At 74.5% G+C, this 23531-nt stretch carries 19 protein-coding genes; 5 read left to right on the forward strand and 14 right to left on the reverse strand.

Annotated elements, in window-relative coordinates; translation table 11 throughout:
• Positions 1-36 precede the first annotated feature (36 nt).
• The gene (locus tag ACFRQN_RS14540) at positions 37-1389 is read left to right on the forward strand and encodes a PLP-dependent aminotransferase family protein (RefSeq protein WP_380740646.1); all 1353 of its coding nucleotides are present in this window, start codon (positions 37-39) and stop codon (positions 1387-1389) included.
• 51 nt (positions 1390-1440) lie between these two features.
• Here ACFRQN_RS14540 and ACFRQN_RS14545 read toward each other — a convergent pair whose 3' ends face one another.
• Genes ACFRQN_RS14545 through ACFRQN_RS14555 form a run of 3 tightly spaced genes read right to left on the reverse strand, consistent with a single transcriptional unit; the run spans position 1441 to position 4900 of the window.
• Positions 1441-2334 carry an SDR family oxidoreductase gene (locus tag ACFRQN_RS14545; RefSeq protein ID WP_074004265.1) on the reverse strand — a complete coding sequence of 298 codons (894 nt, stop codon included), beginning with the start codon at positions 2332-2334 and terminating at the stop codon, positions 1441-1443.
• Positions 2331-3332, reverse strand: a complete 1002-nt coding sequence (locus ACFRQN_RS14550) for an alpha/beta fold hydrolase (RefSeq protein ID WP_380740648.1) — start codon at positions 3330-3332, stop codon at positions 2331-2333. The genes ACFRQN_RS14545 and ACFRQN_RS14550 overlap by 4 nt, the downstream gene beginning before the upstream one ends.
• Positions 3329-4900: a flavin-containing monooxygenase gene (locus ACFRQN_RS14555; protein WP_380740650.1), complete on the reverse strand. Its 1572-nt coding sequence runs from the start codon at positions 4898-4900 to the stop codon at positions 3329-3331. Before ACFRQN_RS14555 ends, ACFRQN_RS14550 begins: the two co-directional genes overlap by 4 nt.
• 222 nt (positions 4901-5122) lie before the next feature.
• Between ACFRQN_RS14555 and ACFRQN_RS14560 the strand changes: the two genes are divergently transcribed.
• On the forward strand, positions 5123-5911 hold the full coding sequence (locus tag ACFRQN_RS14560; protein ID WP_049650639.1) for a MerR family transcriptional regulator: 789 nt from the start codon (positions 5123-5125) through the stop codon (positions 5909-5911).
• 59 nt (positions 5912-5970) lie between these two features.
• On the forward strand, positions 5971-7008 hold the full coding sequence (locus tag ACFRQN_RS14565) for an ABC transporter substrate-binding protein (RefSeq protein WP_380740653.1): 1038 nt from the start codon (positions 5971-5973) through the stop codon (positions 7006-7008).
• Between the two features lie 112 nt (positions 7009-7120).
• Here the strand turns inward: ACFRQN_RS14565 and ACFRQN_RS14570 are convergent, their stop codons facing one another.
• From ACFRQN_RS14570 to ACFRQN_RS14590, 5 genes are all read right to left on the reverse strand, one after another.
• A complete protein-coding gene (locus ACFRQN_RS14570; RefSeq protein WP_380740656.1) occupies positions 7121-8059 on the reverse strand; it encodes a CPBP family intramembrane glutamic endopeptidase in 939 nt (312 codons plus the stop codon).
• A gap of 395 nt (positions 8060-8454) precedes the next feature.
• Positions 8455-10092, reverse strand: a complete 1638-nt coding sequence (locus ACFRQN_RS14575) for a M4 family metallopeptidase (protein ID WP_380740659.1) — start codon at positions 10090-10092, stop codon at positions 8455-8457.
• Positions 10093-10784: 692 nt separating this feature from the next.
• Positions 10785-12836 (reverse strand): serine/threonine-protein kinase, encoded by a 2052-nt coding sequence (locus tag ACFRQN_RS14580; RefSeq protein WP_380740661.1) that lies wholly within the window; start codon positions 12834-12836, stop codon positions 10785-10787.
• Between the two features lie 113 nt (positions 12837-12949).
• Positions 12950-13891 (reverse strand): alpha/beta fold hydrolase, encoded by a 942-nt coding sequence (locus ACFRQN_RS14585; protein WP_380740663.1) that lies wholly within the window; start codon positions 13889-13891, stop codon positions 12950-12952.
• Between the two features lie 149 nt (positions 13892-14040).
• Positions 14041-14799, reverse strand: a complete 759-nt coding sequence (locus ACFRQN_RS14590; protein WP_074004258.1) for a dienelactone hydrolase family protein — start codon at positions 14797-14799, stop codon at positions 14041-14043.
• Positions 14800-14967: 168 nt separating this feature from the next.
• Between ACFRQN_RS14590 and ACFRQN_RS14595 the strand changes: the two genes are divergently transcribed.
• Positions 14968-15381, forward strand: coding sequence for a DUF6191 domain-containing protein (locus ACFRQN_RS14595; protein WP_380740665.1), 414 nt, complete (start codon positions 14968-14970; stop codon positions 15379-15381).
• On the opposite strand, the gene ACFRQN_RS14600 is transcribed toward ACFRQN_RS14595, so the two are convergent.
• Both ACFRQN_RS14600 and ACFRQN_RS14605 read right to left on the reverse strand, forming a co-directional pair.
• Positions 15342-15743, reverse strand: a complete 402-nt coding sequence (locus ACFRQN_RS14600) for a VOC family protein (RefSeq protein WP_074004433.1) — start codon at positions 15741-15743, stop codon at positions 15342-15344. The two genes, ACFRQN_RS14595 and ACFRQN_RS14600, sit on opposite strands and share 40 nt — an antisense overlap.
• 66 nt (positions 15744-15809) lie before the next feature.
• Entirely contained in the window at positions 15810-16667 is an 858-nt protein-coding gene (locus ACFRQN_RS14605) for a (2Fe-2S)-binding protein (RefSeq protein ID WP_380740667.1), read from the reverse strand.
• A gap of 325 nt (positions 16668-16992) precedes the next feature.
• Between ACFRQN_RS14605 and ACFRQN_RS14610 the strand changes: the two genes are divergently transcribed.
• Entirely contained in the window at positions 16993-17790 is a 798-nt protein-coding gene (locus tag ACFRQN_RS14610) for an inositol monophosphatase family protein (protein WP_049651877.1), read from the forward strand.
• 46 nt (positions 17791-17836) lie between these two features.
• Here the strand turns inward: ACFRQN_RS14610 and ACFRQN_RS14615 are convergent, their stop codons facing one another.
• From ACFRQN_RS14615 to ACFRQN_RS14630, 4 genes are all read right to left on the reverse strand, one after another.
• Positions 17837-19351, reverse strand: a complete 1515-nt coding sequence (locus ACFRQN_RS14615) for a pyridoxal-dependent decarboxylase (protein WP_234348391.1) — start codon at positions 19349-19351, stop codon at positions 17837-17839.
• Positions 19348-20781: a diaminobutyrate--2-oxoglutarate transaminase gene (locus tag ACFRQN_RS14620; protein ID WP_380740669.1), complete on the reverse strand. Its 1434-nt coding sequence runs from the start codon at positions 20779-20781 to the stop codon at positions 19348-19350. Before ACFRQN_RS14620 ends, ACFRQN_RS14615 begins: the two co-directional genes overlap by 4 nt.
• 208 nt (positions 20782-20989) lie before the next feature.
• Positions 20990-21721: a response regulator gene (locus ACFRQN_RS14625; protein WP_117491070.1), complete on the reverse strand. Its 732-nt coding sequence runs from the start codon at positions 21719-21721 to the stop codon at positions 20990-20992.
• Entirely contained in the window at positions 21718-23520 is a 1803-nt protein-coding gene (locus ACFRQN_RS14630; RefSeq protein ID WP_380740671.1) for an ATP-binding protein, read from the reverse strand. Before ACFRQN_RS14630 ends, ACFRQN_RS14625 begins: the two co-directional genes overlap by 4 nt.
• Positions 23521-23531 lie beyond the last annotated feature (11 nt).

Below are 23531 nucleotides of genomic sequence, written 5' to 3' on the forward strand. Positions count from 1 at the left end.
AATCCAGCGCCCGAGGCTCTGGAGGAGCGAACGCCGATGGACGACTACCGCCTGATCGCCGACCGGATCGCCGCCGAGATCGCGGGCGGACGACTGCGGCCCGGCCAGCAGCTGCCCACCCAACGGGCGTTCGCCCGCGGTCGGGGCATCGCCAACTCGACGGCGGGGCGCGTCTACCGGGAACTGGCCCGGCGCGGGCTGACCGTCGGGGAGGTCGGGCGCGGGACCTTCGTCCGGGCCGGGCGCGCACCGGACGGCACCCGGGTGGCACTCGCGGAGCCGGCCGCCGCCCCCGTGGACCTGGAGCTCAACTACCCCGCCGTCTCCGGGCAGGCCGAACTGCTGGCGGGCGCACTGGCGCCGCTGCTGCGGCCGGACGCGCTGGGCGAGGCGCTGCGGCCGGTCGGCGCGGCCGGGACGGGCGCGGCACGGCGGGCGTTCGCCGGACTGGTGTCGGCCGGCTCCTGGGAGGTCGCGGCGGAGGACCTGCTGTTCGCCGGCAACGGGCGGCAGGCCATCGCCGGGGCCCTGTCCGCGCTGGTGCCGCCCGGACAGCGGCTGGGCGTGGAGGAGCTGACCTATCCGGTGGTCAAGGCGGCGGCGGAGCGGCTGGGCATCGTGCTGGTGCCGCTGGCCGTGGACGAGTACGGGCTGCTGCCGGACGCCGTGGCGGCCGCCCACCGGGCCGGACCGCTGCGCGCGGTGTACATCCAGCCGCGCCTGCAGAACCCGCTCGGCGCGAGCCTGCCGCAGGAGCGGGTGGTGGCGCTCGTGGCGCTGCTGCGGCGGCTCGACCTGCCGGTGGTCGAGGACGCCGTCTGGTCCTTCCTGCGGCCGGAGTCGGCGCCACTGGCGGCGCTCGCGCCGGAGCGCACCGTCCTCGTGGACAGCCTCTCCAAGCGGCTCGCCCCGGGGCTGACCACCGGGTTCGCGGTCGTCCCGGCGGCTCTGCGCGAACGGGTGGCGGGCGCCCTGCGCTCGGGCGGGTGGACGCCGGGCGGCTTCGCACTGGAGGCGGCGGTGCGCTGGATCGGGGACGGCACGCTGGCCACGGTGGAGGCGGCGAAGCGGGCCGACGCGACGGCCCGGCAGCTGCTGGCGCGCGAGGTGCTGGCGGGGCAGCGGCTGCGGTCCGACCCGTGCTCGTACTACCTGTGGTGGGAGCTGCCGACCGGCCGACGGGCGGAGACCTTCGTCGCGGAGGCGGCGCGGGCCGGGATCTCGCTCACGCCCGCGGCGGCCTTCGCCGTCGATCCCCGGCGCTCGCCCTCCGCCGTCCGGGTCGGGCTCGCCTCGCCGCCGCTGCCGGTACTGGCGCGGGCGCTGGAGACGCTGGCGGGGATCGCGGCGGGGGCGGGTGACGGCGAACGACGAACAGCTGACAGCTGACAGATTTCGAAATCTGTCAGCTGTCAGCTGTTATCCGTCGCCTGTCATCCGTCAGCTGTCGACTGTCCGCCGTCGGTCATCCGCCGCGCCCCCGGCGCCGACGGCGCGCAGGCGAGTGGCGGCGGTGGCGGCGAGCTGGGGGGCGAGCCGGGCCACGTCCCGGGAGCCGACCACCGCGATCAGGCTCGGCAGCAGCCAGCGGACCGGCTGCATCCCGCGCAGCCAGGCCTGGGCGTAGACGTGGGCGGACCGGCGGGCGATCCCGGCGACGATCCGGTCCACCGCGGGCTCCAGCGGATACGTCTTGTTCGCCGGCCACGGCAGCCGGGAGCGCATCTGCTTCAGCACGGCGTCCTCGTCGGCCCCGCGCACCATGTCGGTGTCGGTCCAACTCAGGTACCCGACACCGACCTTGACCCCCTGGTAGGCCACCTCGGCGCGGATCGAGTGGGCGAAGGCCTCCACCCCGGACTTGCTGGCGCAGTACGCGCTCATCAGCGGCGCGGGGGTCAGCGCGGCGAGCGAGGCGATCTGGAGCAGGTACCCGCGGCTCTCGGCGAGCGCCGGCAGGAAGGCCCGGGCGGTGGCCACGCTGCCGAGCAGGTTGACCTCGATGACCCGGCTGAACGCCCGGTGGTCGCTGTCGGCCAGCGGCCCGCCGAGGGCGATCCCGGCATTGGCGACGACGGTGTCGACCCGCCCGTAGTGCTCCTTGATCCGCCGGGCGGTGTCCTCCAGCGCGTCGAGGTCGGTGACGTCCACCTCCCAGCTGGTCGCGGACGGGCCGCACTGCGCGGCGACGGCCTTCAACTCCTCCGGCTCCAGCCCCAGCAGGGCCACCTTGGCCCCGCGCCGGGCGAGCTTGCGGGCCAGCGACGCGCCGACGCCGCGCGCGGCCCCGGTGACGACGACGACCTGCTCGGACAACGGCGGGATGGCGTTCATGCGACAGCGGTCCTCTCGTCGGTGGAAGCGGAAGCGGAAGCGGAAGCGGGAACGGCGCCGGCGGACGCGGTAGCGGCAGCGGGCGCGGCCGTCAGGTACCCGGAGGCCATCCGGTGGATCTCCGCGGCGACCTCCGCCGGGCGCTCCAGCGGCGACATGTGCCCGACCCCGGGCAGCAGCAACAGCCCCTGTGCGTCCTGGAGTTCGGCGACCATCCGGTGCGCGTGCACCGGCGGGGTCAGCCGGTCGTCGGTGCCGACCACCACCGCCGTGGGCGCGGCGATCCGGGCGAGCCCGGCGTGGACGTCCACCCGGTCCAGCACCGCGGCCCAGTTGGCGCGGACGGCGGTCGGGCAGGCGTGCACGATCCGGGCCGTCGCCTCGACCTGGCCGGCGGGCGAACCGGCGCCCATGGTCGCGTACTTGAGCGCCGCCCGGCTGACCGACGAGACCGGTCCGAGCGGCATCCGGGAGCGCAGCAGCTGCCGGTGCAGGAAGCGCCGCAGGCCCCGGGCGCGTACGGCCGGTGGCAGGACGGTGAGTTCGGCCACCAGGTCGCCCGGCCCGGTGGAGATCAGGACGGCCGCGGCGGTGCGCTCGGCGACCTCGGGGCGGCCACCGGCGGCCATGATCGTCATCCCGCCCATGCTGTGCCCGGCGAGCACGGCCCGCTCGCCCGCCAGCACGGTCCGCGTGAGCACGGCGGACAGGTCCTCGGCCAGCGCCCTGGTCGAGTAGCGGGCCCGGCTCGGCGGGATCTCGCTGCGCCCGTGGCCGCGCTGGTCGTAGGCCACCACCCGGTAGCGGTCGGCCAGCAGGCGGATCACCGGGGCCCAGAAGGCGGTCGAGCAGGTCCAGCCGTGGGCGAGCACCACGGTGGGCGCGTCGAGCCGGCCGTGCACCTCGACGTGCAGCCGGATGCCGTCCGCCGACCGTACGCTCAACTCCTCCACGGGGACGGGAGGTTCGTACTCCTCGGGCAGCCGGACGCCGTTCACGCGGAGACCTCCTGGACGGTGCGGGCGGCCGCCGGAGCGGCGCGCATGATCAGCTCGTACTCGCCCAGGTCGACCCTGCGGGTGGCCCGGCGGAACGAGGTGGTGGAGCCGGGCCAGAGCACGGTGTTCCTGCCGCTCGGGTCGAGGTACCAGCTGAGGCAGCCGCCGGTGGTCCAGACGGTGCGGTCCATCCGATGCTGGAGTTCGAGGTTCCACTGCCGCTGGGCGCGCGCGGTGGGCTGCATCGCGGCGGCTCCGATCGAGCCGAGCGTGGTCAACGCGTCGATCATGTAGTTCAGTTGGGACTCGATCATCAGGATCATCGAGCTGTTGCCGAGGCCGGTGTTGGGCCCGATGACGAAGAAGAGGTTCGGGAAGCCGTGCACGGTCGAGCCGCGCAGCGCCTCCATGCCGTCCTTCCACTCCTCCGCCAGGCTGGTCCCGTTGGCGCCGAACACCCGGGCGCCGATGGGCATGTCGGTGACGTGGAAGCCGGTGCCGAAGACGATGGCGTCCACCTCGTGCTCGCTGCCGTCGGCCGCGACCAGCGTGGAGCCGCGCAGTTCCCGCAGGCCGGAGGAGACGACCTCGGTGTTGGCCGCGGCGAGCGCCGGGTAGTAGGTGTTGCTGAGCAGGATGCGCTTGCAGCCGATCCGGTAGTCCGGGGTGAGCCTGGCCCGCAGCGCCGGGTCGGGGACGCCCTGGGCGATGTGGCGTTCGGCGAGCTGCTGGACCAGGCGCAGCAGTCCGGGGCGGCGCACGAACGCGTCCACCTGGAGCTCGCGGAGGGCGAACAGGGTGCCGCGGCGGATCTTCGCGGTGACCGGCAGGCGGCCGTGCAGCCACTTCTCCAGCTGGCTGATCTCGCGGTCGCGGCGCGGCAGCACCCAGGCCGGGGTGCGCTGGAAGACCGTCAGCCTGCCGACCTTGGGCTGGATCGACGGGATGATCTGCGCGGCGGAGGCGCCGGTGCCGACCATCGCGACGCGCTTGCCGGTCAGGTCGAAGTCGTGGTCCCAGCGGGAGGAGTGGAACACCTTGCCGGGGAAGTCGCCCAGCCCGGGCAGGTCGGGGATCTGCGGGTCGGCGAGCGGTCCGGCGGCGGAGACGATGGCGTCGGCCGTCCACTGGCCGGCCGAGGTGGTGATCCGCCAGCGGGTCTGCTCGCTCTCCCAACGGGCTTCCAGCACCTCGGTGTTGAAGCGCAAGTGGGGGCGGAGGCCGAAGACGGTGGCGACCTTCTCCAGGTAGGCGCGGATGTCCGGCTGGCCGGAGAAGCTGCGCGGCCAGTCGGGGTTGGGCGCGAAGGAGAAGGAGTAGAGGTGCGAGGGCACGTCGCAGGCGCAGCCGGGGTAGCTGTTGTCGCGCCAGGTGCCGCCGGCCGAGTCCGCCCGCTCCAGGACCACGAAGTCGGTGATCCCGGCACGGCGCAGTCGGACCGCGGCGCCGAGTCCGCCGAAGCCGGAGCCGATCACCGCCACCCGGACGTGCGGGACGGACTCCTGCGCCGCGGTGGTGTCGGTCGCTGCGGACGCGCCGGAGCGGGGGCGCTTGCTGCTGGATGCCATGCGGCAACCTCCTGAGGGTGGGACGGTGATCGTCGCGCTCTCCCGGCGAGCGTGCCCCGGAACCTCCTGGGGCCCGTCTCCGGATCCTCCCGGGGCCCGCCTCCGGAACCCCGCCAATCGCGCCAGTAATCACTGGCATGGTTGGCAGGGTAGCCCTTGCTGACACCGGATGGAAGAAGCGCGACCGCTCCGGTTCGGGGAACCTTCCGAGCCGACGGACCTATGCTGATCGCCGTGGACAAGGTCAGAGCTGCTGCGGGCGACAGAAAACGCGAGTACCGGGTGGAGGAACTGGCCGAGGCCGCCGGCATCACCACCCGCACCCTGCGCTTCTACCGCGAGCGCAAACTGCTTCAGCCGCCCCGCAAGGAGGGCCGCATCGCCTGGTACGGCGAGGAGCACCTGGCCCGGCTGCGGATGATCGGCGAACTGCTCGAACGCGGCCACACCCTGGGCGGCATCGCCGAGCTGATCGGCGCCGGCGAGAGCGGACGGGACGTCGCCGAGCTGATCGGGCTGGAGGCGGCGATCGTCGCACCGTGGTCCGACGAGACCCCGGTACGCCTGGACTGGGACGAGCTCAAGACCGCCTTCGGCGACCAACTGACCGAGGAGAACACCGCCGAGTCGATCGCCCAGGGCTACATCACCGTCGAGGAGGACGGCATCACCCACGTCAGCCGCCGGCTGATGGACGCCACCACCGAGCTGGTGGCGGAGGGGGTGCCGCTCTCGGCGGTACTGGACGCCAGTCGGCGCACCCGGGAGCACGTGGACGCCATCGCCGAGATCTTCATCGAGGTTGTCGGCGAGCACCTGCTCAGCGCGCTGGCCGCCGACACCCCGCTGCCGCCCGGCGAGGCGGCCCGGCTCACCGAGCGCATCCTGCGGGTGCGACCGCTGGCGCGCACGGTCGCGGACGCCCAGTTCGCCCTCGCCATGGACCGGCGGGTGCACGTCGAGTACCTCGAACTCCTGCGCCAGCGACGGGAGAACGGTTCCGAGGCGTAACCGGGCCGCCGCGCGGGCAGGGATTCCCGCGCCCTGCCCGTACGTTGGAGGTGCCGCCAATGGCCCGACCGCTCAGCCGCCGCGCCGCTCTCGGCCTCGCCGCCGGGCTCGCCCCGGGGCTCGCGCTCGCCGCGTGCGGGCCCGACTCCCCGGCGCCGGGCGGCGGTTCGTCCGGTGGTGGTTCGTCGGGCTCCGGTTCGTCCGACTCCGGTTCGTCCGGTGGTGGTTCGGCCGGCTCCGGCGGCACCCGGACGGTCCGGCACGCGCGCGGCGAGAGCACCGTGCCGGCCCGGGCGAGCCGGGTGGTGGCCCTGGACACCGACGCGCTGGACTCGGTGGTCACCCTCGGCCTCAGCCCGGTCGGCGCCACCACCGTCACCGCGGGCGCCCCGTTCCCCGCCTACCTGCCCGCCGAGCGGCTGTCCGGGACGAAGCCCGTCGGGGCCATCGGCCAGCCCAGCCTGGAGACGATCGCGGCACTGCGGCCGGACCTCATCCTGAGCAACCAGGTCCGCGACGACAAGCGGTACGACGAACTGTCGAAGGTCGCGCCGACGGTGCTCTCCAAGACCACCGGACCGACCTGGAAGGAGAACGTCCGGCTGCACGCCGAGGCGCTGGGCCGGCAGGCCGAGGCCGACGCGGCGGACGCGGCATACCGGGCGAAGCTGCGGGACCTGGTCACCGCGCTCGGCGGACCGGCCAGGGCGGCGGCCACCCGGGTCGAGATGGCCCGCTTCCTGGCGGGTGCGCCGACCAGGCTCTACCTGAACGACACCTTCGTCGGCTCGCTGTTCAAGGATCTGGGGCTCGGGCGGCCCGCCAACCAGGACAAGCCCGGTTTCTCGATGGAGATCAGCCCCGAACAGGTGGACCAGGCCGCGGCCGACGTCATCTTCTACGCGGTGTACGGGGACGCGGCCAAGTCCGACCAGGGGAAGATCACCGAGGGGGCGCTCTGGAAGAACCTGGACGCCGTGCGCAACGGGCGGGTGTTCCGGGTGGACGACAACCTGTGGATGCTCGGCATCGGCTACACCGGGGCCGGGCTGATCCTGGACGAGATCCGCAAGGACATGGCACCGGCGGGCGGGTGACGGACGACGGGTGACAGCGAACAGCCGACAGCTAACAGATAACAGATTTCAGATAACAGATGATGAAATCTGTCATCTGACATCCGTCATCCGCCGCCCGCCACGGCACGCGTCACCCCTGCCCGTACCGGCCCGGCCGCAGTCGCCCGGTGAAGGCGAGGAAGGCCACGAACCCGCCGAGGACGACCCAGCCGGGCCAGCCCGCCAGCGACATCGTGAGCGGGTCCAGCTCGGCGTCCGGGTCCGCGAACTCCCGGACCATCGACACGCTCATGCTGCTCGTGAAGGCGTGCGCCAGCACCGCCGGGACCACCGACCCCGAGCGCAGCCTCAGCCAGGTGAAGACCGGCAGGACGAGCACACAGCTGACCGTCAGCGCGGGCACCGCCAGGTACCACGGCCGCCCCGGGTACTGGCCGCCCATCAGCAGCGTCGGCAGGTGCCAGAGCGCGAAGGCCGTCCCCGCGAGCAGGTACGCCCGGACCAGCACCACCCTGCCACCGGCGCCCTCACCCCCGCCCTCTCGCCGGCCGAGCAGCAGCAACCGGGGGAAGAGGAAGCCCTGCCAGCCGATCTCCTCGCCGAAGAACAGCGGCAGCGAGAGCACCATCCCGATCAGGCCCTGGACCGCCCACGATCCGATCCGCCCCGCGTCCAGCGAGCCGAAGCCGGCGAACGGGTAGCTGCCCGCCAGCGCGCCGAGTGCCAGCGTCGCGGCCGTCAGCCCGCCGAGCACCCCGAGCGGCAGCAGGCAGGCCCGGACCGCGCGGGCCCGGGGCCGCGGCCAGCGCAGTGCCAGCGCCTCCCGTACCCCGCCGCCCCGCTCGACGAGGCGGACCACCAGCAGCGCCGCCAGCGCCGGGGCCAGCATGGCGGCCGCGATGCAGATCTGCTCCAGCGCGCCGACCCCCTCCCGGGCGTCGGTGCGCTGGTAGCCCTCGGCGAGCAGCGGGGTCATCGCCGCCCACATCCCGGCGTAGGCGAGCACCAGGTAGACCAGCAGGCCGCGCCGTCGGACGGCGCTCGGCGGGGTTCGTGTCAGTAGCGTCATGCTGAGGACGCTACGGATCCGGAGGTTCGCCCCGGAACCAAGTGCACTGCCGTTCCCGGGGGTTGTCCACTACCGCCGCGATGGTCGAGTTTTCTGGGTGTACGGGGGCCCGCCGGAGGTGCTACCAGGGCCCCGCGCCCTGCTGTCCACCCTCGCGTGCGCCACGAATCGCCACGGAAGCTGCACGGAAAGGAAAATTGACGTATCGTCAGGCGTCACACAGCGGGGGCGACGGTGGTCCGCTCACCGTCGCCCCCGCCGTACTCCCCCGCCGGCCGGCACCCACGGCCCGGCGGGGCCCTCCACACCTCCCCGGGCCCGGGCCTGATGGGTTCAGGCCCGGGTCCGGTTCAGCTCCGGGCTGGACTCATGCCCGAAGTCTCCCCGGAGCCCGGTCAGTTGACGTTGACGGCCGTCCAGGTGGCGGCGACCGCGTTGTACTCCGCGCTGCCCGCCCCGTACAGGTCCGCCGCCGCGCTGAGGGTGCCCGCACGGGCGCCCGCGTAGTCGGTGGTGGAGGTGAAGTACGTGGTCAGCGCGCGGTACCAGATCTGCGCGGCCTTGTCCCGGCCGATGCCCGCGAGCGTGGAGTTGTCGTACGTCGGGCTGTTGTAGCTGAACCCGTTGATGGTCTTCGCGCCGCTGCCCTCGGACAGCAGGTAGAAGAAGTGGTTCGCCACCCCGGACGAGTAGTGCACGTCCAGGTTGCCGACGTTCGCGTCCCAGTAGTCCGCCGAGCCGCCGTCCTTGCTCGGCTGGTCCATGTACCGCAGCGGCGTGCCGTTGCCGTTGAGGTTGATCAGCTCGCCGATCCAGTAGTTCGGCGGGTTGGAGGGCAGGTTGGCGTACCACTCGACCATCGTGCCCATGATGTCCGAGGTCGCCTCGTTGAGGCCGCCGGACTCGCCCGCGTAGTTGAGGTTCGCGGTGGCCGCGGTCACGCCGTGGCTCATCTCGTGGCCGGCCACGTCGATCTCGGTGAGCGGTGCGGTGTTGTTGCTGCCGTCGCCGTACGACATGCAGAAGCAGCTGTCGTCCCAGAAGGCGTTGACGTAGTTGGAGCCGTAGTGCACCCGGCTCAGGGCGCCGACGCCGTCGTTGCGGATGCCGTTGCGGCCGAAGGTGCTCTTGTAGAAGTCCCAGGTGGTGGCGGCACCGAACTGGGCGTCCACGGCGGCGGATTCGCGGTTGTTGACGGTGCCGTCGCCGAAGCTGTTGCTGGTGTTGGCGAACAGCGAGCCGGTGCCGTCGGTGCCGTTGTTGAGGTCGCTGGTGGACTGGCCGCCGCGACCGGCGTCCTTCAGCTGGTAGTTCGAGCCGCTCTGGGTGGTGGCCAACGGGACCTGGCCGACGAAGATGCCGTTGCCGGTGCCGCCCGCGGTCTCGATCGTCTCGTGGGTGGCGAGGACCCGGCCGTCGGCCGCGTCGGTGACCAGGATCTGGCGGCTCGGGGTGCCGTCGGCGCGCTGGCCCTCGACCGTGGTGCGGTACGCCAGGCGCGGGTTGCCGTCGGTGGCCCAGACCACCAGCTCGGCCTTGCCGGCCTGGTGGACCTCGGTGAGCGGCGACTCGTCGGCGTCGGCGCGCGCCCCGATGGTGGCCTTGACCCCGGCGGTGACCTGCGTGGCGGCCTGGTCGGCGGCGATCTTCGGGGTCGTGTTCGGCAGCGCGATCCGGGCGGCGACCGCCTTGTCGACCGACTTCACCGAGCCGTCGGCCTTCTGATGGACGACCAGGTCGCCACCGATCACCGGCAGGCCGGCGTAGGTGCGCTCGAAGCGCAGGTGGCGGGTGCCGTCCTTGTCCACCGCGGCGTCCTTGGCGACCAGCTGCTCCTTGTCGCCGAGCTTGAGCGCCTTGGCCAGCGGGCCGGCCTGACCGGCCGCCAGCTTGAGCGCGGTCGCGTGCTGCTGGGCGGCCTGGGCCTGCAGCGAGGGGGTGGGAGCGGCCTGGGCGGCGGTGCTCACCTGGATCACACCGGTCAACAGGGCCGTGGCCGAGAGTACGGCGACGGCCGCGAGCTTACGCTTCACGTACGAGTCCTTCCGGGAATCCGCGTCTGGGCGCGGTCGCACCGCGTCCCGGGGGGCCGGGTCGGCACCTGTGGGGCGGGACGGGCACTGACGTGCGGGAACCCCGTGCAGTCGAGCGGTTCGCCACCGATGGGTGGGGGTGGGGCTACCGCTGGGGGATGACCAGAAGCATGACAATCCAGCAGGTGAATTGACAGGTCTTGCTCAGCAATTGGCCAGGTCCCGCCATCGGGTAAAGAGCCTCCAATCAGCAGACGAACCCGGGCAATTCACCACATCCCGCCAAGGGCTCCGTCCCGAACGACGCCCGGTCGCCTGCACCTACGGGAATCCACCCGCCGCCCGCCGCACGCCGACCCGACGAGCGGGCCCGGCCGGCCGTCGATCGACTTTTACATGTGTGTAGAAGACTCCATACGGTTCCTTGACACGCCGGTGGCGAGGTCCCGCCACCTCGACCCCCTTGAACACCGGGAGGTCGTCTGCTAGTCAGCCGACCGTCACCGTCACCGCCCGGACCGCAGGACCACCTCCCTGCGCGCGAGTCGGGGGACGGCAGCAGAGGGAAGCGACGGCACGGCTGCGCTGGAGCCCACGGCTCCTCCTTCACGGGGCGGTGGTGGTGGTCACCGGCAGCCTCACAGGCCGCTCGCGCACCCCGCGCCGCGAGTTCTCATGCCTCGGGCGGGCCCCTACTGCAGCCGCCACTCCTGGGCGGCGTTGCCGGGGGTGCAGGAGACCATGGTGACGGCGCTGCCGGGGCCGTTGTTGGTCATGCAGGACTGGTTCTGGTAGTCGCCCAGCGTGTACGAGCCGGCCGAACTGCCGGTGCGCATCGTCCAGTTGGTGAGGAAGCTGAGGCCGTTGCTCAGCACGACCCTCCCGTCCATCGTCTGGACCAGCTGCGGGCCGCCGTTGTTGCAGGCGTTGAACAGGATCCACATGCCGGGGTTGGTCGAGCGCACCCAGCCGTACTGCGCGTGACCGCCGACGACGATCGGGTTGTCGCCGTTCAGGTTGTCGTCGCGCATCCCGATCGCGCGGCCGTCCTTCGCGCTGACGATGGTGCTCCAGCTGGTGCCGCCGCAGGACGCGGGCCGGGGCGGGCTCTGCGGGACGCTGGTGGTCCCGCCGTTGGCACTCTGAGCCGGAGGCTGCGGGTTCTGATTGGCTGGCGGGTTGGGCGGGTTGCCGCCGCCGGGCTGGCTCCCCTGACCGGCCGACGACGCCCCGCCGGCGGCCGCGCCCGTACCACCGGTCCGGGCACCACCCGAACCGGCCGAGGCGCCCGAACCGCCACTGCCGCCCTGACCACCGGCGGCCGGCACCGGCGGGACGGGGACCTGCGGCTGGTTCTGGGCGGCGCCGGGAGCCGGCTGGTCGGGGCCCGGGGTGGCCGCCGGGGTGTCGGTCGGCGCCGGGGTGGTCGGCGCGGTGGTGGTCGCGGGCGCCGAGGTCGCGGTGCCCGGGGTCACGGGGGCGGTGACCACCACGGTCGGCTGGGCGCCGGGCGACTGGGCCGCGTCGGTGCCGCCGGCCCCGCGGTCGACCAGCAGGACGGTCGCCGTGCCCATCGAGATGACCACGGGGATGACGACGGGCACCAGCAGGGTGCGCCGGGACCGCCGCCGACCGGGTTCGGTCTGCGCCTGCGGCTCCACCTTCGCCACCTCGTCCGGTGCCGGGGCGCCACCCGCGGCGGGCACCACCACCGCCCCGCCCTTGACCAGCGCCACGGCCGCGCCGCCCTGGGCCGGCCCCGCCGCACCGTCCTTCGCGGGCTCCGCAGCACCGTCCTTCGCGGGCTCCGCGGCACCGCCCTCGGCCGCCGGGCCCGCACCGGGCCGGAGCGGGAGGGTCCCGCTGTCGGCCGCGCCGGCCTTCCCCGGCGTCTGCCCGCCGCCGGCGAAGCCCTCCCCCGCGAGCGCCGCCCGGACCGCCCTCGCCATCTCCGCCGCGTCCGCGTACCGCTCCTCGGGCTTCTTGGCGAGCGCCCGGGCGACCAGTGCCCGTACCGGCGCCGGAAAGGTGTCCGGCAGTTCCGGCACCGGCTGGTTGACGTGCTTGAGTGCGATCTGGAGCGGCCCGTCACCGGAGTACGGCGGCTCGCCGACCAGCAGTTCGTAGCAGACCACGCCGATCGAGTACAGGTCGGTGGCCGGTCCGAGGTTCACGCCCTCGGCCTGCTCCGGGGACATGTAGAGCGCGGTGCCGATGATCGCGAACGGGGCGGTGAGCTTGGTGCTGGCGAGCGCCCGGGCGATGCCGAAGTCGGTGATGGCCACCCGGCCGTCCGAACGCACCATCAGGTTGGACGGCTTGATGTCCCGGTGGACGATCTCCCGCTGGTGCGCGGCGTGCAGCGCGTCCAGGGCTCCGGCCACCAGGTCGAGGGTGCGCTCGACGCCCATCGGTCCGGTGTCCTTGAGCACCCGGTCCAGCGGACGGCCGTCGATCAGCTCCATGACGATGTAGGCGCAGCGCTCCTCGCCGTCCCCGCCGCTCTCGCCGTAGTCGTGGACGCCCACCACACCGGGGTGGTCGACCGCGGCGACCAGCTGGGCCTCGCGGCGGAAGCGCTGGGCGGAGGTGTCGTCCTCCAGCAGCTCCGAGCGCAGGATCTTGACCGCGACCCTGCGCGCCAGCACGGTGTCCTCGGCCTTCCAGACCGAGCCCATGGCGCCGCCGCCGATCTTCTCGACCAGCTCGTACCGCCCGCCGAGCACGGTGCCCGCGCCGCTCATACCCCTGCTCCCCCGTGTCATGACCCCACCCCCGCGGGTCGTCGGCACACAGTGTGCCAGAGGGTGTCGTGGACTCAGTCGTGCAGGTCCGAAAAGGAATTGGGCGTGAGTTGTCAGTCCTTGAGGAAATATCGAGCACGGTCCGCGACTTCCCGGACGGCCGAGACGACCGCCTGGGGCCGGTCGGTCTGGATGGCGTGACCGGCACCGAGCACCGTGCCGTGCGTCCCCCGGACGGCGCTCCTCGCGACGCCCGCCTGGAGGGCGGTCCAGCGGACGCGCATCGCCCTGGGCAGCCCCCGGGTCGCGCTCAGGACGGCCAGCGGCGCCTCGGTCGGCGGAGCCCCGGCGCGGCGACGACGGAGCTCGGGGACGGCGGCGGCGGTCAGCCCCAGTTCGGCGAGGAGGGCACGCCGCTGGTGCCGGTGCGCGATCACGGCCGCCTCGGCCCGGGCGAGCGGCTCCTCCGGTTCGGGCGAGGTCGGCGACAGCGCCGTCCGGTACAGCCAGAGCCGGTACAGCCAGAGCCGGTTCAGCACGGCCTCGGCGACCTGGATGGACCGCGGCTGGAACTCCTCGTGCGCCGGGTCCACGAGCACCTGCCCGGCCACCAGCTCCGGCCGCTGCCAGGCGAGGAGTTGGGCCAGCTGACCGCCCCAGCTGTGCCCGACCAGGAGGGCCGGTCCCGCGTCCAGGTGCCGCACGAGGGCGGCCAGGTCGGCGAGCTGGCCGTTCAGCGTCGGGGCGGTGGACCTCTCGGGCTCGCTGGCCCCCAGCCCGGCCCGGTCGTACGCCACGACCCTCCCGTACCGGGCGAGTTCGGGCAGGACGGCCGACCAGGTGAGCGCCGACGTCCCGGCGCCCGCGATCAGGACCACCGGCACGGCGCCGCCCCGGCCGGCCTCCACCCAGCGCAACGCCCGTCCGTCCCGGTCCAGTTCGCCGGTGCGCACGCCGCCGGGCAGGTGCTCGCCGAGCGCCCGGGCGACGGCCTCCTGGACACTCCGCAGACCCGGCCCGGCGGGCTTTCCCCGCGTGCCCTGACTGGTGTTCATGTGCCGTCCCCCTGGATCCCTCGTTCGGCCCCGTTCCCCCGGGCCTGGTTCCGACCGGCCTGCGAGCGGCCTCGGGCAGTCCTCAGACCTGTCCGGGACCGGTCTCAGGTAATCATCAGACCGGCCCCGGACAGTTCTCCGACAGCCCCTCAGGCGGGCAGGGCTCGCTTCAGCAGCCCGAGCAGCGCCTCCCAGTGCCGCTCGGCCGCCACCGCGTCGTAGCGGTTGGTGTCGGCCTGGGTGTAGCCGTGCGGGGCGCCGGCGTAGACCTCCGCCCGGTACCGGACGCCGGCGGCGGTGAGGGCCGCGGCGAGCCGGTCGATCTGCTCGGGCGGCAGCGACGGGTCCTCGTCCGCGTGGCCGAAGTACAGCTCCGCGGTGATCCGGTCGGCGCCCAGGTGCGGGCTGTCCGGGCTGTCGGTGGCGAGCCTGCCGCCGTGGAACCCGGCCGCGACGGCGATCCGGTCCGGGTGGCTGGCGGCGGCGCGCAGCGCCAGCATGGCCCCGAAGCAGTAGCCGGTCAGGCCGACCGGGCCGTCCTGGACCAGCGGGGACTCGGCGAGCCAGCGCAGGTACGCGTCCGCGTCGCGGGAGTTCGCGTCCGGGGTGAGCGTTTCGATCAGCGGGAAGATCCGGCCGAAGAGTTCGTCGGCCTGCTCCAGGTCGATGCGCTCCGGCAGGTCGAAGACCGGCGCGCGGCCGGCGCGGTAGAAGAGGTTGGGGGCGAGTACGGCGTACCCGGCCGCGGCCAGCCGGTCGGCCATGCCCTCCACGTGCGGCCGGAGGCCGAAGGCGTCCGTGAAGAGGATGACGCCCGGGTGGGCCCGGCCGTCGTCGGGGTGGGCGAGGTAGGCGTCGGCGGTGCCGTCCGCCGTCGGGATGTCCACGAGGGTTCCGCGCACGAGCATGGTGAGGGTGCTCCTTCCGATTCGTCCGGCAGCGTATCCGGTGGACCCGCCGCCCGCCCGTGCGCTTTACGCCACAGTGCGGCCGCGTCGAACCCGCGACGTACCCGCGGCGCGCCCACGTGTGCACCCGGGGGGAACGCCGTGGCCCCGTGCGCGCGTTGAGCGGGCATGGGGTGGATCGTGGGTGTGGCGGCGACGGTCGCGGCGGTGCTGGGGCTGGTGCTGCTGGCGGTGTGGCAGGTCCAGGACGAGTCCTCGTCGCGGCCGCGGCGGCGCGGGCCCGGGGTGGGGACGGGTGCCGGCGGGCTGGAGGAGCTGCACGCGCTGTTCAGCCCGGGCAAGCAGGTACAGGTCGAGCAGAAGCGGGAGCAGCTCGCGCTCCGGGACGACGAACAGGCCGGGGCGCCGCCGCACTTCGGCGTGGACCTGGACCGGGGCGTGGCGGTGCTGCCCGGCGGGGCCGGAGGACGTGCGCCCGGCCCCGCGGAGCGCGAGGGGATCGGAACGGGTACGGCCGACCGGGCGCCCCGGGAGCCTGAGGCTCAGGCCCCCCAGGTGCGGGAGCAGAGCACCAGCCGGTAGCCGTCCGGGTCGGCTATCGTCACGCCGTGCTCGTCCCAGTACGGGTTGTGGGACGCGACCCGGGTGCCGCCGGCCTCCTCCAGCCGGGCGACCAGTGCCTCGTCCACCGGGGCGCCGAGGTAGACGACGAACAGGTCGTCCACCGTCGGGGTGGGCTCCAGCGGCCGCTCCGGGTCGTGCGTCAGCTCGAAGTGCCAACTGCCGCCGGGCGGGCCGACCATCAGCAGGTCGTGCTCGCCGGACACCCGCTCGGTGCTGCGCCACTGCACGGCGAGGCCGAGGGCGTCGACGTAGAAGCGCTCGGCCGCCGCGATGTCACGCGAGGGGCGGGCGATCCGGACCCGCGTGGTGGAATCGATCATGTCGGCGACCATAGCCGATGCCACTGACAGCGAACCAGGCTGCGCGACCCGACTGTGGACGGACCGTCAGAGCCGCCGCAGCCGCTCCTCGTCGGAGGTCCTCGGGCAGGTCAGACAGGCGGTGGCCGCGGGCCCGACCGCGTAGTAGAGGCAGCAGGCGAGCCGGGTGCGGGTGTGGTGGGCGCGCCCGTCGGGGGTGTGCAGGCGGCGGAAGTCGGCGCCGCCGGGGAGCGGCAGGGTGCCGCCGGGCAGGACGGCCTCGGCGGCGGCGACGGCGGCGTACTCCTCGGCGACCGCGACGGCGCCGCCCTCCCCTGCGGCAGCGATGGCACCCTCCTCGCCGAGCATCCGCCCCAGGTACCAGAGGGCGGAGGCCAGATCGTCCGTCACCATGCCCCAGAGCGCCCGGTCGCGGCGCCGGGTGGGACCGGCGAACGCGGCGAGCACCGGCCCGAGGTGCGCGACCACGGCGGCCCGCAGCTCGGCGCGCAATTCGTCGTCGCCGGGGAGGGTGACGTACCCGCGCGGGCGCAGGGCGAGCGCGCCGGTGGGGGCGTGCAGCCAGAGGTCGGCCGGGTCGACGACGGGGACCCGGCGGGCGAGGTGCCAGGGGCCGGCGATCAGCAGGCAGGCCGACCAGACGTAGTGGTGGAGCAGCCGGGAGGCAGTGACGTGCGGTCGCGGAGCGCGGCCGTGCTCGTCGGCGATGCGGGCCTCCGCGCCCGCCAGGACGGCGGCCAGCGCCCGTTCGTCGGTGGCGAGTTCGGCTCCGGAGCGCCAGTCGTCGGCGGCGCCCGGGGCGGGCTCGGCGGCGTCGAGCAGGCGCAGCTCCAGCACCGGGCAGAGCTCCCGCAGCCGCCGGTAGTCGGCGACCAGCGCGGAGGACGCGCAGGGTGCTACGGGCAGGGGTGTTCCGGGAACCATGGGCACTCCCGAGATCGATTCCGCATGATCGATTAAGGTGAGGCTCACCTTACAACGCATCACCGCGCTCGATGACCATGCCCAACTCCACCGGTCGGCTCACCGGTCCCGCCGGTCGAAGTGGCCCGAAGGCCGCGGGCGTGGACGCGCCAAAGTGGCCGTCGACGGCCGGGGGCGAACAGCTGACAGATTTCGAAATCTGTCAGCTGTTATCTGTCAGCCATCAACCGTAGGCCGTCAGCCGTTCCACCGCCCCGGACCGCCGCCGCCCCCTTCCTCCGCTCGTGGGAGAGTGGTAGGCAGCGAAGGGAGCGCGAACGTGCTGATGGACAAGGTGGCGGAGATACTCGCCGAGGCGTCGGCCGAGGTGGTGGAGCCGCGCTTCCGGGCGCTGGCCGCCGGCGAGGTGATGGAGAAGGCCCCCGGCGAGATCGTCACGGTCGCCGACCGCGAGGCCGAGGCGATCATCGCCCGTCGACTGCACGAGCTGCTGCCCGTCCCCGTGGTCGGCGAGGAGGCGGTCTCCGCCGACCCGTCGCTCGCCCTGGCCCTCCATGACGAGCCGGCGGCCTGGCTGGTCGACCCGGTGGACGGCACCGCCAACTTCGTCGCCGGCAGACCCGAGTACGCCGTGATGTGCTCCCTGGTCCGCTCCGGCCGGACCGTCGCCTCCTGGATCTGGCAGCCCGCCACCGCCACCGCCTACTGCGCCGAGCTGGGCTCCGGCGCCTGGCGCGACGGCGTGCGCCTGACCCGACCCCCGGCGCCGAAGGACGTCGCGAAGCTGCGCGGCTCGGTGAAGAGCCGCTACCTCGACGCCGCGCACCGCCGCCGGCTCCAGGACAACATCGCGGCCTTCGGCGAGATCTCCCCCGGCCGGCACGCCGCCGGGATCGAGTACCCGGACGTCGTCGACGGTCGCTTCGACTTCCTCCTCTACTGGCGCACCCTCCCCTGGGACCACGCCCCGGGCTCCCTCCTGGTCACCGAGGCCGGCGGCGTCTCCGCCCGCCCGGACGGCACCCCGTACCGCCCGGAGGCCCCCGGCTGCGAGGACGGCCTCCTGGTCGCCGCCGACCCCGAGACCTGGGAGCTCACCCGGTCGATCCTCCTCGCCGGCTGACGCCGGGGCCCGCCCGCCCGGAGCCCCCGCGGAACCCCCGTCGGCCCTACCCGGCCCGCTCGCCCGCGACCTTGCGGCCGGCGCCCACCACCTCCCGCACCAGCGCGCCGACCTCCCCCACCGTGGTGTGGGGGTTCAGCAGCGTGAGCTTCAACCGGACCCGGCCCGGACCGTCGCCCGGGAGTTCGGTGCGGCCGACCACCGCCCGGCCGGTGCGCAGCAGCAGGCGCCGCAGCCGGCCGTTCACCTCGTCCAGCGCGGCCTCGTCCGTCACGCCGGGCGGCCGGTAGCGGAAAAGGACGGCGGTCAGCACCGGCTCGGCGTAGAGCTCGAGCGCCGGGTCCGCGCGCACGGCGTCGGCCGCGGCGAGCGCGAGGTCGTGGCAGGAGTCGACCAGCCGGCCGAGTCCGTCCCGGCCGAGGGTGCGCAGGGTGACGGCGAGCTTGAAGGCGTCGGCCCGGCGGGTGGTGCGCAGCGAGCGGCCGAGCAGGCTGGGGTAGCCGGCCTGCTCGTCGTCGACCGGGTTGAGGTACTCGGCGCGGCGGGCGAGCGAGACGTAGGTCTCGGCGCGGCGCACCAGGAAGACCCCGGCCGCGGCCGGCTGCCAGCCGAGTTTGTGCCAGTCGAGGGAGACCGAGTCGGCGCGGGCGATGCCGTCGAGCAGCGGGGCGAGCCGGTCGGAGAGCAGCGCCCCGCCGCCGTACGCGGCGTCCACGTGCAGCCAGGCGCCGTAGCGTCCGGCGAGGTCGGCGGCGGCGGAGAGCGGGTCGACGGCTCCGGTGTCGGTGGTGCCCGCGGTGGCGACCACGGCGATCGGGGTCCGTCCGGCCCAGCTGGCCTCGGCCATCGCCCGTTCCAGTTCGTCCTCCCGCATCCGCAGCCCGCGGTCGACCGCGACGGGGATGACGGCCCGCTCGCCGAGGCCGAGCAGGGCGGCGGCGCGCTGGACGGAGAAGTGCGCGGCCTCGGAGGCGAGGATGCAGGGCCGGACGCCGGCCGGGATGCCGTCCAGCTCCACGATGCCGTCGAGCTTCTGGTCGCGCGCCAGCATGAGCCCCATGAGGTTGGACTCGGTGCCGCCGGAGGTGAGGACGCCGGCGGCGCGCTGCGGGTCGTAGCCGACGAGCCCGGCGATCTCGGCGAGCAGCGTGCTCTCCAGGGCGGTGGCGGCGGGGGCCTGGTCCCAGGAGTCCTGGGAGGGGTTGAGGGCGCTGACCGCGAGGTCCGCCGCGGCGGCGACGGCCAGCGGCGGGCAGTGCAGGTGCGCGGCGCAGGCCGGGTCCGCGGGGTCGGCGGCGCCGTAGGCGAGCAGTTGGGTGAGCCGGGCGAGCGCGCCGGGTCCGTCGTCGGTGGCCAGGGCCTCGTCGACGAGTGCGGCGATCTCGGCCGGGCTGCCCGCCGGCACCGGTCCGGAGCGCATGGCGGCGCCCGTCTCCAGGGAGTCGAGGACGGTGGCCAGCAGCGGTCCGAGCGCGCCAGGACCGGCCGCGCCGCCCGCCAGGGCGTCGGTGGCGGCGCCGTCCCGGGGGAGCCCGACGGGGCCGGATCCGGGCCCGCTCACCGGTTGCCCCGCACCGTCGGCGCGCCCGCCGAACCATTCGCCGAACCACCCGTCGGCCCGCCCGTGGACGCCGCCGCGATCGCCTCCGCCAGCCGCTCCAGCACCGCCGCCACCTGCTCGTCGGTGATGGTGAGCGGCGGGAGCAGTCGCAGCACCGCGTCGTGGCGCCCGCCGAGCTCGACGATCAGCCCCCGCGCCAGGCACGCCTCCCGGACCCGCACCGCGAGCGCCGGGTCGGCCGGCCGGGCGCCGCACGCGTCGGGCTCGGCCGCCGGGTCGACCAGTTCGACCCCGAGCATCAGCCCCCGGCCGCGCACGTCGCCGATCACCGGCAGTTCGGCCGCGAGTTCGCGCAGCCGGGCCGCCATCCGCTCGCCGACGACGGCGGCCCGCTCGACCAGCCCGTTCGCCGCGACGTGGCGCAGCGTCGCGGCCCCGGCGGCCATGGCGAGGGTGTTGCCGCGGAAGGTGCCGGTGTGGGCGCCGGGCCGCCAGCCGTCGTAGTCCTCGCGGTAGACGACGACGGCGAGCGGCAGGCTGCCGCCGATGGCCTTGGAGAGGACCATCGCGTCCGGGACGATGCCGCTGTGCTCGATCGCCCACATCGCGCCGGTGCGGCCGACTCCGGTCTGCACCTCGTCGACGATCAGCGGGATGCCGCGCTCGGCGGTGATCCGGCGCATCGCGCGCAGCCAGCCGTCGGGCGCGGGGACGACCCCGCCCTCGCCCTGGACGGCTTCCAGGATCATCGCGGCGGGCGCGACCACACCGCCCGAGGGGTCGTCCAGCAGCCGCTCCACGTAGGTCGCGGCGAGGTCCGCGCCCGCCTCGCCGCCGACCCCGAACGGGCAGCGGTAGCCGTACGGGTAGGGCAGCCGGGCGACCTCGCCGCCGCTCGGCAGCGGCTCCTTGACCGCGACGTTGCCGGTGAGCGCGAGGGCGCCGGCGGTCATGCCGTGGTAGGCGCCGGTGAAGGCGAGCGCGCCGGAGCGGCCGGTGGCGGTCTGCATCAGCTTGAGCGCGGCCTCGACGGCGTCCGTCCCGGCCGGTCCGCAGAAGTGCACCCGGGCGCGGGCGGCGAACTCCGGGGGCAGGCTCTCGAAGAGCGCGCTGGTGAAGTCGTCCTTCTCGGCGGTGGCGAGGTCGAGCAGGTGCAGCGGGGCGCCGCTGTCGAGGGTGCGGCGGATCGCCTCCAGCACCACCGGGTGGTTGTGGCCGAGGGCGAGCGTGCCGGCGCCGGAGAGGCAGTCCAGGTAGCGCCGCCCGTCGGCGCCCTCGACGGTCATGCCGTGGGCGCGGACCGGGACGATCGGGAAGGAGCGGGCGTAGGTTCTGGCTGCGGACTCGCGGACGCGCTGACGGCGCAGGATGGCTTCACCGGCGGCCGGGGCTCCGGAGGCGGCCTGGACGGGTACGGCAGCGAGCGACACGAGAAACCCCCAGGGGAAGTTAGGTAAGCCTAACTTTACTGCCCTTGACCTGGCTGAATGCCCTCGGGGTCCCAGAACCACCCGAGTGAGTGAACCTCCCCCGGTTCCTCCAACGAGCGCCGCGCGGAAAGGTCACGGCCCGGCCCGCGCCGGCCGAACCCGACGGTCGGGCCCCGCCCCGCAGGTCCGGTGCCTCAGGCCCGGCTCCTCAGGCCCGGTGCCGCCACCGGTAGCAGAGCTCCGGCCGCCCGACGCTCCCGTACTGCGGCTCCCGCACCGCGCACCCGGTCTCCACCAGGTGCTCCAGGTAGCGCCGCGCGGTGATCCGGGATACCCCGGCCGCCGCGCCCGCGGCCGCCGCCGACAACCCGGTGGCCGCCTCGCGCAGGACCGAGGCGACGGTGTCCAGGGTGGGCGCGCTCAGCCCCTTGGGCAGGGTGCTGCGCTCCGGCGTGCGGAGCAGGGCGAACGCCTGGTCGACCTCCTCCTGCCCGGTCGCCTCCCCGCTGCGCCCGAGGCTGTCGCGGTAGCGGGCGTAGCGCTCCAGCCGGTCGTGCAGGGCGGCCGCGCTGAACGGCTTCAGCAGGTACTGCACGACGCCCGCGGAGACCGCCTGCCGGACCATCGCGAGGTCGCGGGCCGAGGTCACCGCGATGACGTCGGTGCTGTGGCCGGCCGCGCGCAGCGTACGACAGAGCTGGAGCCCGTGGCCGTCCGGCAGGTAGAGGTCGAGCAGGGTGAGGTCGACGGGCGTCCCGGCGGCGCGGGCCCGGTCCAGGAAGCGCAGCGCGTCGGCGCAGCTGTGGACCGTCCCGGCGGCGTGGAAGCCGGGCTCCCGCCGGACGTAGAGGGTGTGCGCGGCGGCGGCCACCGGGTCGTCCTCGACCACCAGGACGGAGATCCCCGCCCCGGCGGCGGCCGTGTGGGCGGTGCCGTTCACGCCAGGGCCCCTTCCCGCTCCCGACCGCTCGACCCACCGGGCCGGTCGGCGGGCTCCCCCGGCTCGCCACCGGGCCCTCCCGGCCCGCCCGGCCGTCCGGCCAGCGGCAGCCGCACCGTGAGCACCGCGCCGCGCTCCCGTCCGACCTCGACGGTGCCGCCGTTGCGCCGGGCGGTCTGGGCGACCAGCGCCAGCCCGAGCCCGTGCCCGTGCCCGTCCTGCTTGGTGCTCCAGCCCCGCCGGAAGACGTCCTCGACCGCGCCCGGGTCGATCCCCGCGCCGGTGTCGGCGACCCGCAGCAGCAGGCAGGCGCCGGGCACCCCGGCGCCGTTACCCCCATCCCCGCCGGTGCAGTCCCGACCGCCGGCGATCCGCGCCGTGACGGTGACCTCCGGCGGGACGGGGCTCTCGGCCGCGCCGGCGATGGCGGCGTCCACGGCGTTGTCGATCAGGTTGCCGAGGACGGTGATCAGGTCCCGTGCGGAGAGGCCGGGCGGCAGCACCCCGTCGTCGATCCGGCTGTCCTCGGTGAGCGTCAACTCCACGCCCCGTTCGGCGGCTTGGGCGGCCTTGCCGAGCAGCAGCGCGGCCAGCACCGGCTCGCCCACCGCCGCGACCACCCGGTCGGTGAGCTGTTGGGCGAGTTCGAGTTCGGCGGTGGCGAACTCCACCGCCTGTTCGTGGCGGCCGAGTTCGATCAGCGAGACCACCGCGTGCAACCGGTTGGCGGCTTCGTGAGCCTGCGCGCCGAGCGCCTCGGTGAAGCACCGCACCGAGTCCAACTCCCCGCTGAGCGCCTGGAGTTCGGTGTGGTCCCGGAGGGTCACCACACGGCCGAGGCCGGGGCCGGTGCCGATGGTGGAGGTGTTCAGCACCACGACGCGCTCGGCGGTCAGGTGCACCTCGTCCCGGACGGGCTCCTCCCCCAGCGCGGCCGCCACCAGCGCCTCCGGCAGGCCCAGTTCCACCACCGGTCGACCGTCCAGGTCGCCGGTCAGACCGAGCAGTTCACGGGCGGCGTCGTTGCAGAGCACCACCCGGTGCGAGCGGTCCAGCAGGACCAGTCCCTCGCGCACCGCGTGCAGGGTCGCCTGGTGGTACTCGTAGAGGTGGCTCAGCTGGTCCGGCCCCATCCCATGGGTGTGCCGCCGCAGCCGGGAGTTGGCGAGATAGGTGCCGACGCCGCCGACCGCGAGCGCGGCGACCGCCACCCCCACCAGGGCGAGCAGCGGACCGCTCAGCTGCGCGGAGATCGACTCCACCGTGAGGCCCGCGCTGACCAGCGCGACCACCCGGTGCCGCTCGTCCCACACCGGGGCGACCACCCGCACGGACGGGCCGAGCGTGCCGGTGTACGTCTCGCTGCGGGTCTGCCCGGCGAGCGCCCAGTCGATGTGCCCGAGGTAGGTCCGGCCGATCTGCTCGGGCAGCGGGTGGGTCCAGCGCACGCCGTCGGTGTCCATGACGGTGATGAAGGAGACCCCGGTGTCGGCCCGTACCTGCTCGACGTACGGCTGGAGCGCCGCGGTCGGGTCGGGGGCGCCGACGGCGGCCCGGACGGACGGCGAGTCGGCGACGGCGTGCGCGACCGCGGTGACCTGGCGACGGGCGGCGTCCTCGGCACGGTCGGCGGTGAAGAGGTACGCGAGCACCGCGCCACCGGCGACCACGGCGGCGACGATCACCACCTGGACGACGAACAGCTGCCCGGCCAGGCTGCGGACCAGCCGCCGGGGACCGCGGCCCGTCGGCCGGTGCGAACGGCGGCGCGGGGCGGTGGGGGCGGTGCGCTCGGACATGCCTGCCAGTG

This window comes from Kitasatospora sp. NPDC056800 (assembly GCF_042789775.1).
Classification (GTDB): domain Bacteria; phylum Actinomycetota; class Actinomycetes; order Streptomycetales; family Streptomycetaceae; genus Kitasatospora.